The 10,777-nt window shown below is 73.2% G+C and carries 13 protein-coding genes; 2 read left to right on the forward strand and 11 right to left on the reverse strand.

From position 1 onward, the window contains the following. Positions 1-58: 58 nt before the first annotated feature. The 11 genes from ACJOT3_RS07140 to ACJOT3_RS07190 all read right to left on the reverse strand — a co-directional run bounded on the left by ACJOT3_RS07140 (position 59) and on the right by ACJOT3_RS07190 (position 9,364). Positions 59-466, reverse strand: coding sequence for an SCO2097 family morphological protein (locus ACJOT3_RS07140; RefSeq protein WP_406970075.1), 408 nt, complete (start codon positions 464-466; stop codon positions 59-61). A 244-nt stretch (positions 467-710) separates the two neighbouring features. Then, positions 711-1,997, reverse strand: a complete 1,287-nt coding sequence (dinB, locus tag ACJOT3_RS07145; protein WP_406970077.1) for a DNA polymerase IV — start codon at positions 1,995-1,997, stop codon at positions 711-713. A 32-nt stretch (positions 1,998-2,029) separates the two neighbouring features. Continuing rightward, positions 2,030-2,818: a methyltransferase domain-containing protein gene (locus ACJOT3_RS07150; RefSeq protein WP_406970079.1), complete on the reverse strand. Its 789-nt coding sequence runs from the start codon at positions 2,816-2,818 to the stop codon at positions 2,030-2,032. 52 nt (positions 2,819-2,870) lie between these two features. Continuing rightward, entirely contained in the window at positions 2,871-3,284 is a 414-nt protein-coding gene (gene nusB / locus ACJOT3_RS07155) for a transcription antitermination factor NusB (RefSeq protein WP_406970081.1), read from the reverse strand. Further along, entirely contained in the window at positions 3,284-3,844 is a 561-nt protein-coding gene (efp, locus tag ACJOT3_RS07160) for an elongation factor P (protein WP_406970083.1), read from the reverse strand. Before efp ends, nusB begins: the two co-directional genes overlap by 1 nt. 141 nt (positions 3,845-3,985) lie before the next feature. Further along, on the reverse strand, positions 3,986-5,086 hold the full coding sequence (gene aroB / locus ACJOT3_RS07165) for a 3-dehydroquinate synthase (protein WP_406970085.1): 1,101 nt from the start codon (positions 5,084-5,086) through the stop codon (positions 3,986-3,988). After that, positions 5,083-5,616: a shikimate kinase gene (locus ACJOT3_RS07170; RefSeq protein WP_406970087.1), complete on the reverse strand. Its 534-nt coding sequence runs from the start codon at positions 5,614-5,616 to the stop codon at positions 5,083-5,085. The genes aroB and ACJOT3_RS07170 overlap by 4 nt, the downstream gene beginning before the upstream one ends. Before the next feature lie 58 nt (positions 5,617-5,674). Then, positions 5,675-6,856, reverse strand: a complete 1,182-nt coding sequence (aroC, locus tag ACJOT3_RS07175; RefSeq protein WP_406970089.1) for a chorismate synthase — start codon at positions 6,854-6,856, stop codon at positions 5,675-5,677. A 45-nt stretch (positions 6,857-6,901) separates the two neighbouring features. Further along, on the reverse strand, positions 6,902-7,837 hold the full coding sequence (locus tag ACJOT3_RS07180; protein ID WP_406970091.1) for a prepilin peptidase: 936 nt from the start codon (positions 7,835-7,837) through the stop codon (positions 6,902-6,904). 261 nt (positions 7,838-8,098) lie between these two features. After that, positions 8,099-8,806: an SseB family protein gene (locus ACJOT3_RS07185; protein WP_406970093.1), complete on the reverse strand. Its 708-nt coding sequence runs from the start codon at positions 8,804-8,806 to the stop codon at positions 8,099-8,101. A 48-nt stretch (positions 8,807-8,854) separates the two neighbouring features. Beyond that, positions 8,855-9,364 (reverse strand): MarR family winged helix-turn-helix transcriptional regulator, encoded by a 510-nt coding sequence (locus ACJOT3_RS07190; RefSeq protein WP_406970095.1) that lies wholly within the window; start codon positions 9,362-9,364, stop codon positions 8,855-8,857. A 149-nt stretch (positions 9,365-9,513) separates the two neighbouring features. Here ACJOT3_RS07190 and ACJOT3_RS07195 point away from each other — a divergent pair, with 149 nt between their 5' ends. Next, on the forward strand, positions 9,514-10,056 hold the full coding sequence (locus tag ACJOT3_RS07195) for a YceI family protein (protein WP_406970097.1): 543 nt from the start codon (positions 9,514-9,516) through the stop codon (positions 10,054-10,056). Positions 10,057-10,390: 334 nt separating this feature from the next. Next, positions 10,391-10,693 (forward strand): DUF2470 domain-containing protein, encoded by a 303-nt coding sequence (locus tag ACJOT3_RS07200; RefSeq protein ID WP_406970099.1) that lies wholly within the window; start codon positions 10,391-10,393, stop codon positions 10,691-10,693. The last annotated feature ends 84 nt before the right edge of the window (positions 10,694-10,777 follow it).

Raw genomic sequence — 10,777 nt, forward strand, 5'->3', positions numbered from 1 at the left:
GGGCCCCGCACGGTGTGCGGGGCCCTCGTCGTTGCCCGTTGGAGTCAGAGCGGCGTGGTCACTCGTCGCCCTGCTGGCGGCGGCGCCAGCGTTCCTCGAAGCGGTTCATCATGCCCGGGCGGTCGCCCTTGCGGCGCCTGGGCTCGTCGGGTGCCACCTCCGCCGGTCCGCCCAGGGCGGCCCGGCGCCAGGCGTTGAGCCCCCACAGCAGACAGGTCAGCATCACGAGGAAGCCGCCCACGCTGACGGTGACACCGATGGCCATTCCGGCACTGGTGCCGAGCAGCAGGCCCGTCAGCATCAGCACGAGGCCGAGGACGAACCCGAGTCCGGCCTTGATGATCCGGCGCTTGTGATGGACCACGGGGTTCGTCTGCCGAACGGTGTTCGCGAACTTCGGGTCCTCGGCATACAGCGCCTGCTCGATCTGGTCGAGCATGCGCTGCTCGTGTTCAGAGAGCGGCACGGCGCCTCCCTACAACAGTCCCCGGTTGGGGTGACGGGTACTGATCAACGGTCTCTTGGTCAGTGGTATGCCCAGAATACGATGCGCTAGCGCACCGTGGAAGGAAAAGCTGCGTGCGGACCTGACCGACCAAGGCCACGATACCCCCGCGCTGTCTCGGAAACACCGGCTTCCATGCCTCTCTGTCTACCCTGACTCCGGACCTACCCCGTATAACGCTGGGAACGGCCCGGAAGTTGCGGCATCATACGTCGTTTTCGTCACGCTTGGCCAATACCGCCGACTGTAGCGCGCCCGGTCCGAATCGTTCCGCCACCCGGTCCATGACGCGTTCGACGTCGCGCCACCCCGTGTCCTGCTCGTCCAGGGCCAGTTGGCGGTGCACCCCGGAGGCGGGAACGATCCCCTCCATACGAACGCCCACCAGGCGCATCGGGGTTCCCATCAGCCCGGATTCGGCGTAGAGGGCGCGGGCGACGGCGTTGATCTCCCGGCCCACGTCGGTGGCCTCGGGCAGGGTGCGGGCCCGGGTGATGGTCGAGAAATCGTCCCGGCGGAGCTTGACGCTCACCGTGCGCCCCATCTGTCCCGAGGCGCGCAGGCGCCTCGCCACTTTCTCGGAGAGCCGCAGCAGCTCCCGGTTCACCGCCCCGGGTTCGGCCACGTCGACGTCGAAGGTCTCCTCGGCGCCGATGCTCTTGTCCTCGCTCTCGGGCTCCACGGGGCTGTCGTCGACGCCGTGGGCGAGGTCGGCCAGCCGGGTGCCGTGCTTGTCGCCCAGCTGCATGCGCAGCAGGTCGCGGTCGTACCGGGCGAGGGCGCCGACGGTGCGCACGCCCATCCGGGCCAGGGTCTGCTCGGTCTTGTCGCCCACCCCGGGCAGGGCGCCGACCGGCAGCGGGTCCAGGAAGGAGCGGACCGCGGCGGTCTGTACCAGGAGCAGGCCGTCGGGTTTGCAGTGGGTGGAGCCGAGCTTGGCGGTGAACCGGGTGGCGGCCACCCCCACCGAGCAGGTCAGGCCCTGCTCGCGGCGGACCCGGTCGCGGATCATCGCGGCGATATGCACCGGCCCGCCCAGGCGGCGGCGCGCCCCGGACACGTCCAGGAACGCCTCGTCCAAAGACAGCGGCTGCACCAGCGGGGTGACCGCCCGCAGGATCTCCATGACCGCCCGGGAGACCTCCCGGTAGGCGCGCCCGTCGGGCGGGAACACGGCGGCGCCGGGGCACAGGCGCAGGGCCTGGGCCATCGGCATCGCGGAGTGCACGCCGCGGGCGCGGGCGAGGTAGTCGGCGGAGGAGACGACGCTGCGCGGGCCGGTGCCGCCGACGATGATCGGGGTGTCCTCCAGGCCGGGGTTGTGCAGCCGCTCCACGCTCGCGAAGAACGCGTCCATGTCCAGGTGCAGGACGTTGCAGTCGGCGTCGGGCCCCGACCCGTCACGCGGGAAGTCCGCGCCCAGCGGGACGATCCCCCGCGGGGTGACCATGCCGCGCAGCGCGGCCCCGCGCTCCAGTTGACGTCGGCTCATACGGCCAGGCTACGTGCCACGAAGGACAGGTTTCAGGGCCGGTGGGCGATGACGTGCAGCTGGGTGGCGATGCCAAGCAGCTCGGGGTGCTCGGCGGCGGCCTTCTCCAGCTCGACCAGGTGGCGGCCGGCGTGGACGTCGCCCTCCCAGGCGTGGCCGGGGACCAGGTCGGCGAACACGCGGACGCCGCGGACCCGCTCGTCGGTGAGCCCGGCGGCGCCGACCAGCTCCAGGACGCCGCGGCGGGTGAACCGCCGCGGGATGGGGTCGCCCGGGCCCCAGCGGCCCTCGGCGTCCTCCAGCAGGGTGCGGGCGTCGGTGAGGTGCCCGGCCAGGGCCCGGTGCAGCGCCCCGGCGACCGCGTTGGTGACCAGGAGGCTGACCGCGCCGCCGGGCCGGGTGATGCCGACCACGTCGCGCAGGGCGGCGACGGGGTCGTCGACGTACTCCAGCACGTTGTGGACCAGGACCAGGTCGGTGCTCCCCTCGGGGAACAGCGAGGCCAGGTCGTCGGTCTCGCCCTGCACGCCGCGCACCCGCACCCCGCGCTCGGCGGCGCGGCGCTCCAGCGCGGCCAGCGAGTCGGGGCTGGGCTCGACGACGGTGACCCGGTGGCCGAGTTCGGCGAGCGGGACGGCGGCCCCTCCGGTGCCGCCACCCGCGTCGACGATGTCCAGGGGGGAGCCGCCGCCGAGGCGGTCCAGCAGTCCGGCCAGGGCCTCCCACACGACGGCGGTCCGTGCGGCGTTGGCCGCCCGGCCCGGGCCGGTGGCCCCGCCCTCTCCCAGACCGCTCACTGCCGCGCCGCTCCTGTCACTCACTGGTCCCCCGCATGCTCGTCCGGACCCGGTACCCGTGCCGGGCCGTGCCCGCCTACAGGGCGAGCGTCGACTTGTTCTCCATCAGCCTGGACAGCAGCCCGTTGACGAAGTTGGGAGACTCGTCGGTGGACAGCTCCTTGGCGACCCCCACGGCCTCGGCGATCGCCACGGCGTCGGGGATGTCCTGGGCCCACAGCAGTTCGTAAGCGCCCATCCGCAGGATGTTGCGGTCCACGACCGGCATCCGCTCCAGGGTCCAGCCGATCGCGTAGGTGTCGAGGAGTTCGTCGATGCGGTCCCGGTGGCCGTCGACGGCCCGGGCCAGCTGCTCGGTGAACTCGTTGATCGGCGGTTCGGGCTGGGCCCGGCGGCGCCGGATGACCTCTTCCACCGAGATGCCGCGCACCTCGGACTCGTAGAGGACCTCGACCGCGCGCCGCCGCGCCTTGCGCCGTGCTCCGCTCATCAGTTGACTCGCCCGAGGTAGTCACCCGTGCGGGTGTCGACCTTGACGCGCTCGCCCTGGGAGATGAACAGGGGCACCTGGATGGTGGCGCCGGTCTGCACGGTGGCGGGCTTGGTGCCGCCGGTGGAGCGGTCGCCCTGGACGCCGGGGTCGGTCTGGGTGATCTCCAGCTCGACGGCGGCGGGCAGCTCGATGTAGAGCGGGTTGCCCTCGTTGGTGGCCACCGTGACCTTGGTGTTCTCCAGCAGGAAGTCGCTGTCCTTGCCGACCACGGCCTCGGGGACCTGGATCTGGTCGTAGGTCTGGCTGTCCATGAAGACGTAGGCGTCGCCGTCGTGGTACAGGTACTCCATGTCGCGGCGGTCGACGCTGGCGAACTCGACCTTGGCGCCGGCGTTGAAGGTCCGGTCCACGATCTTGCCGGTGAGGACGTTCTTCAGCTTGGTACGGACGAACGCGCCGCCCTTGCCCGGCTTGACGTGCTGGAACTCCAGGACGTTCCAGAGAACGTTGTCGATCCGCAGGGTCGTGCCGTTCTTGATGTCGTTCGTCGTGGCCACTTCGGTCGTCTCTCCCAGGGGTCTGACACGTCGGGCGACCGGAGCCCCCAAGGGCCCGGTCGGGTGGTTCGGTGGGGCCGGCCGCGGGCGCCCCGGGACCCGTCCCGGGCGCGCCTGTGCGCAGGCCGCCTGGCTGCCAGTCTAGTGGCTTCCCGGAACCGGGGCGTCGCCCGTGACGGCGGCGTAGGCCGCGTCGAGCAGCTCCGGCGCGGGCCCGGCCAGGATGGTCGGCTTCGCGAGGCCGTCCAGGACCACGAACCTCAGGGTGGCGCCGCGGGCCTTCTTGTCGACGCTCATGGTGGCGCGCAGCTGCGGCCAGACGGCGGACCCGTAGGACACGGGCAGGCCCACGGAGGTGAGCAGCGCCCGGTGGCGGGCCACCAGGTCGGCGTCGACGCGCCCGTCGAGCCGGGCGAGTTCGGCGGCGAAGACCATGCCGATGGAGACGGCGTACCCGTGCCGGAACGTGTAGTTCTCGGCGCGTTCGATGGCGTGTCCCAGGGTGTGGCCGTAGTTGAGGATCTCGCGGCGGCCGCTCTCCTTGAGGTCGCCGGAGACCACCTCGGCCTTGACCCGGATGGCGCGTTCGATGAGCTCGCGGGTGTGGCGGCCCTCGGGCAGGGCGGCGCCCTCGGGGTCGTCCTCGACCAGGTCGCAGATGACGGGGTCGGCGATGAACCCGGCCTTGATGATCTCGGCGAGTCCGCCGATGTAGTCGGCCCGCGGCAGGGTGGGCAGGGTCGCCAGGTCGCACAGCACCCCGGCCGGGGGGTGGAAGGCGCCGACGAGGTTCTTGCCCTCGGGCGTGTTGATGCCGGTCTTGCCGCCGACGGCGGCGTCCACCATGCCGAGCAGGGTGGTGGGGACCAGGACGGCGCGCACGCCGCGCAGCCAGGTGGCGGCGACGAACCCGGCCAGGTCGGTGGTGGCGCCCCCGCCCACGCCCACGACGGTGTCGCTGCGGGTGAACCCGTGCAGGCCCAGCCGGGTCCACAGGTCGGCGGCGACGGCGGCGTTCTTGGCGGCCTCGCCGTCGGGGACGGGCATGGGGTGGACGGTGTACCCGGCGGCCTCCAGGGCCCCGGCGACCGGGCGGGCGACGGCCTCCAGGCCCTCGGGGTGGATCACCGCGACGCGGGCGGCGTCCCCGACCAGGGAGGGCAGCTCGGCGAGCACGCCGCTGCCCACGACGACGTCGTAGCGCCCTGCGTCGTCGCCGACGCGGATGCGGGTGGCGGTCACGGGGCGGCCTTCCCGGTGTCGGGCCCGGCGTCGAGGGTGGGCACGATGGCGTCGACGACCTCCTCGGGGTGGAACCCGGTGGTGGGCACCGTCACCGTGGCCAGGGACTCGTAGACGGGCAGCCGCTCGTCCAGCAGCTTGCGCAGCCGGGCCCGGGGGTTGCCGACCAGCAGCGGGCGGGCGGTGTCCATGCCCACGCGCTTGGCGGCCTCGGCGAACTCCACCTGGAGGTAGACCACGTGGTGGTCGGCCAGGTCGCGGCGGGTGTCCTCGTTCAGGACGGCGCCGCCGCCGACGGCGATGACGCCCTCCCAGGAGCGCAGCCCCTCGGCGACGACCTCGCGCTCCAGCGCCCGGAAGTGTTCCTCGCCCTCGTCGAGGAAGATGTCGCCGATGGGCTTGCCGGCCCGCTTCTCGATCTCGGTGTCGGTGCACAGCAGGTCGGCGCCCAGGCGCGCGGCCAGGGCCTCTCCGACCGTGGACTTGCCCGAGCCGGGCGATCCGATCAGGACCGCGATCGCTCGTGACACGCTACTTCCCACCTTCGTCTCGGTCCCGGGGCCCGCCGCGGGGCGGGCCCCGGGCGGGTCAGCGGATGTCCAGGGAGTCCAGGTAGCCCCGGAGGTTGCGGGTGGTCTCCTCGACGGAGTCGCCGCCGAACTTCTCGATGGCGGCCTCGGCGATGACCAGGGCGACCATCGACTCGGCGACCACGCCGGCGGCCGGGACCGCGGTGACGTCGCTGCGCTGGTGGTGGGCCTGGGCGGGCTCACCGGTCTCGGTGTCGATGGTGTCCAGCGCCCGCGGCACGGTGGCGATGGGCTTCATGGCGGCGCGCACCCGCAGCGGGTCGCCGGTGCTCATGCCGCCCTCGACGCCGCCGGCGCGGTTGGTGCGGCGGCGCACCCCGTCGGGTCCGGGCTCGATCTCGTCGTGGGCCTGCGAGCCGCGGCGGGCCGCGGTGCGGAACCCGTCGCCGACCTCGACGCCCTTGATGGCCTGGATGCCCATGAGGGCGGCGGCCAGCCGGGCGTCCAGGCGGCGGTCCCAGTGGACGTGGGTGCCCAGGCCCGGCGGCAGCCCGTAGGCGAGGACCTCGACGACGCCGCCGAGGGTGTCCCCGGACTTCTTGGTGTCGTCGACCTCCTCGACCATGCGGGCGCTGGTCTGCGGGTCGAAGCAGCGCAGCGGGTCGGCGTCGACCGCGGCCAGGTCCTCCGGGCGCGGCTCGGGCGCGTCCTCGGGGACCGAGACCGGGCCCATGGACACCACGTGGCTGAGGATCTCCACGCCCAGCGCCTGGCGGCAGAACCGGCGGGCGACCTCGCCGATGGCGACACGGGCGGCGGTCTCGCGGGCGCTGGCGCGCTCCAGGATGGGCCGCGCCTCGGTGTGCCCGTACTTCTGCATGCCGACGAGGTCGGCGTGGCCGGGCCGGGGACGGGTGAGCGGGGCGTTGCGGGCGATGCCGTCCAGGACCTCGGCGGGCACCGGGTCGGGGGACATCACCTGCTCCCACTTGGGCCACTCGGTGTTCCCCACCTCGACCGCGACCGGACCCCCGAGGGTGCGGCCGTGGCGGATGCCTCCGATGACGGAGACCTGGTCCTGTTCGAACTTCATCCGGGCGCCACGACCGTACCCGGCGCGGCGGCGGAGCAGCGCGGCGGCGATGTCGTCAGAGGTGACGGACACACCGGCCGGGAGGCCCTCCAGAATCGCGACGAGTGCCGGGCCGTGGGATTCCCCTGCGGTCAGCCAGCGCAACATGGGACCGATCTTTTCACGGATCGGTCCGAGGGGTGGCATCCGGTCTCAGAGTTCGGGCAACAGGGGCCTGGCGGCCACGACGGTGGCCAGGGTGGCGGCGAGCATGAAGGGCCCCAGCGGGAAGGTCGAACGCGGGGAGGCGCGGCGCAGCGCCATCAGGACCAGGCCCACCACGGAGAAGGCCGCGAACGCCCAGAACACGGCGGTCAGCGCGCCCAGCGGACCGGCCGCCCACCCGGCGTACAGGCCGGTCAGTCCGGACAGGCGGACGTCGCCCAGGCCCATCCCCCGCGGGTGGATCCGCCACAGCAGCCAGTACAGGACCGTGACGAGGACCATGCCCACCACGGCGTCCAGGAGCCGTCCGGGCTGTGGTCCGCCCGGTGGTGTGAGGGCGGCCAGGGCGATGAGGGCGGCGGCCACCGGGTAGGCGGGTCTGACCAGGGCGTCGGGCAGGCGCTGGACCCGCAGGTCGACGACGGACAGGGCGGAGCCCACCGCCACCAGCCAGAGCACCGCGGGCAGCCACAGGGGTGTCCAGTGCGGGTGCAGGACGGCGGCGGCCCCGGCCAGGGCGGCGGCGGGCACCGCCAGCAGGACGGCGCCGGGGTGGGGGCGCACGGTCTGCTCGCAGTGCGGGCAGCTGCCGCGGCCGCGGAAGGCGCGGTCGGCCACCAGGGGGAACCACCGCCAGAACCGGAGCTCGGCCCGGCAGTGCGGGCAGCGCGGCGGTGGTGGGCCCTCCTCGCCGGGCGGGGTCTCCGGGTCCGCCGCGGCCGCGCCCGAGGCCCGGCCGGGCGCGGCGTCGTCCCTGGCGGCGGCCGCGTCGACGGAGGCGGTGACGTGCGGTCCCGCCGGGCCGAACAGGGGAACCAGGCGGCCGCCGAGGTGCCCGGCGAGCAGGCCGGCCAGGGCGGCGGCCGCGATGAGGGCGACCGCCCGGGGGTCGGCTAGGGCGGCGAGGTCCGAGGGGGTGGGCATGATGCGAAGCTACCCCGCGGCGCGCCGCGCCGACAGGCCCGGGCCGCGCCTGTGGACAACTCCGGGGTACCCGGCCGGTGTGGCCCGGGCCGTCCGGCCGGTAGGGCTCCGGAGCCCTCGGCCGACGCGGTTCCGGGCGGTCGGGCCGGAGCGGTTCCAGGCCTCTCGGCCGGAGCTGTCCCGGACCGTCCGGCCGGAGCGGTTCCAGGCCTTGGGGCCGGAGGGGTTCCAGGCCTTGGGGCCGGAGCGGTCCCGGTGCGCTCAGTCGGTGTCGCGCTGGGCGCGCACGACCGCGCTGAGCTCGATCCCGCCGGGCAGGACGTGGCGGAGCTCGGCGGCCAGGCGCTCGGCGACGCGGCGCAGGGACTCGTCGTCGCGTTCCTCCAGCTCCAGGCGGATGCCGATGTCGGCCCGCTGGGAGGGGTGGATGCGCACGCGTTCGATCCCGAACTCGGTGTGGGTGACCCGGTAGATCAGGGCGAGGACCTGGGGGTCGTCCTTGGGCTCGGGGACGGTGCCCTGTTCGGCGAGCATGGTGAGGAAACGGCCCTGGACGGTGTAGGGCACCGGCCCGGACACATCGACGACCAGGGCGTCGGCGCCCTCCTCCACGGCGGCCTGGCAGGCGTCCTTGGTGGAGAAGGGGACGGGCCGGGCGTCGGAGCGCCAGCGGCGGACGGCGTCGACCGAGGTGAAGGCCAGCACGCCGCGGCGGCCGTCCTTGCCGGTCATGACGGGGACGGCGACCTCGCTGTTCTTGTCCTTGGTGAGCCCGCCGACGCCCTCCTCGGTCTCGGTGGCCACGGCGACCACGGGGATGAGGACGCGGGAGGTGCTCAGGGCGGTCAGCACCTGGCGGTCGCCGATCTCGCCGGCGGCGTGGGCGCGCAGGCGGGATTCGACCTCGGGGTCGGCGCTCCCGTCGTCGTCCCGGAAGTTCTGGGCGCCGATGATCGTTGGTCTGCTCACGACCCTCGACTCTACCCGGGCGGGGGTCCGACCGGGTCGGCGTCGCACTCAGTCGTTACCTACGGTCGCCCTGTGGACACCGGGGATTCGTCCGACGGCCGCCGGTGTGTCGCCGCCCGGTTCCAGGACGGCGAGGACGTCCTCCAGGGCGGCGGTGCGCGCGGGTCCGAGGCGGTCGAACATCAGGGCGCGGACCCGGGCGGCGTGTCCGGGGGCGACCGCGGCGAGCAGGCGGGCGCCCTCGTCGGTGAGGACGGCCCACAGGCCGCGCCGGTCGTCGGTGCACTCCTGCTTGCGGACCAGGCCGTCGCGTTCGAGGCGGGCGATCTGGTGGGAGAGGCGGCTCTTGGAGACGATGACGCTGTCGGCCAGGGCGCGCATGCGCATGCGGCGCTCGGGGGCCTCGGACAGGTGCACGAGGATGCCGTACTCGATGAGGCTCAGGCCGCCGCGGTCGCGCAGGTCGCGTTCGAGTTCGTCGTAGATCCAGGCGTTGACGCGCAGGAAGCCCCGCCAGACCCGCTGTTCGTCCTCGTCGAGCCATGCCGGGTTCTCCATGCGCCGATTCTAGTGGGGTCGGCTGTTGCGCGTGGGGCCTCGAACGCATAAGCTTCTTCCCAGGAAGATATTTCTAAGGTACTTTGTTCCTAGGCAAGTAGATGGGCCCGAGTCCCCGGGTCCCCGACCCGCAACAGGGAGTAAGTCAGATGGCAGCGCAGGAACTGAAGGCCGGCACCTGGAAGATCGACGCCGCCCACAGCACCGTCGGGTTCTCCGTCCGCCACATGATGGTGAGCAAGGTCCGCGGCCGGTTCGAGAAGTTCGACGCCACCCTGACCGTGCCCGAGGACCCGACCCAGGCCTCCGTCGAGGCCGTGATCGACGCGTCCTCGATCAACACGGACAACGCCGACCGCGACAACCACATCCGCTCGGCGGACTTCTTCCACGTGGAGGACAACCCCGAGTTCTCCTTCCGCTCGACCGGCCTGGCCGCCGACGGCGAGGACTTCGTGCTCACGGGCGAGCTGACCATCAAGGGCAACACCAACCCGGTCGAGCTGAAGCTGGAGTTCAACGGCTCTACCCTGGACCCCTACGGCCTGGACCGCGCGGGCTTCTCCGCCACCACCCAGATCAGCCGCAAGGAGTTCGGCGTCGACATCGAGATGCCGATGGACGGCGGCGGCGTGGTCGTCGGCGACAAGATCAGCATCACGATCGACGCCGAGTTCACCCGCCAGGCCTGACCGGCCCGGCGGCGCACACGTCCCCCCTGACCCCGGGGACCCGCGCCCGCTCCCACCGGCACCGGTGGGAGCGGGCGTGCCGTGCGGCCCCTCGCCCTCCGGGGGTGGGGCGAGAGGTCGTCGAGAAGGCGCCCGCAGGACCTCCGTCCGTCCCGCGGGCGCCTTCCCCTTTTCGACGACCAGGGTTTCAGCGACCCGGGTTTTGACGACTCGGGTTTTAGCGACACAGTGTCACCACCGGTCAGGGCGCTCGGCTATCGTCGGCGGGTGCGGGGCACCACCGGCCCCGCCGTCGTCCACTCCGCGCACCCGCGCCCGACACACGAGGACCGCCATGTCCGGCCCCTTCGCCCCCGAGGTCGTCACCGCCGTCACCGCCCACATGAACGGCGACCACCCCGAGGACACCCTGATCATCTGCCGCGCCCTGGGCGGCCACCCCGACGCCACCGCGGCCCGCATGACCGGCCTGGACGGCGAGGCCGGGGAGTACGCTGTCACCGTCGACGGCGCCGAGCACACCGTGCGCATCCCCTGGGCGCGGCCGCTCACCGAGCGCGCCCAGATCCGCCACGAGGTCGTGCGCATGTACCAGGAGTCCTGCGCCGAGCTGGGCATCACCCCGCGCGGGCACTGACCAGGGCGTGAGCGAACGGACCGGCCCCGCGGGAACCCGGAGGGCGTGACCGGAGTCCTACAGGGTGAAAGACGGGGAGAGGCG

Origin of the sequence: Nocardiopsis protaetiae, from assembly GCF_045446735.1 — a bacterium.
Classification (GTDB): Bacteria; Actinomycetota; Actinomycetes; order Streptosporangiales; family Streptosporangiaceae; genus Nocardiopsis; species Nocardiopsis protaetiae.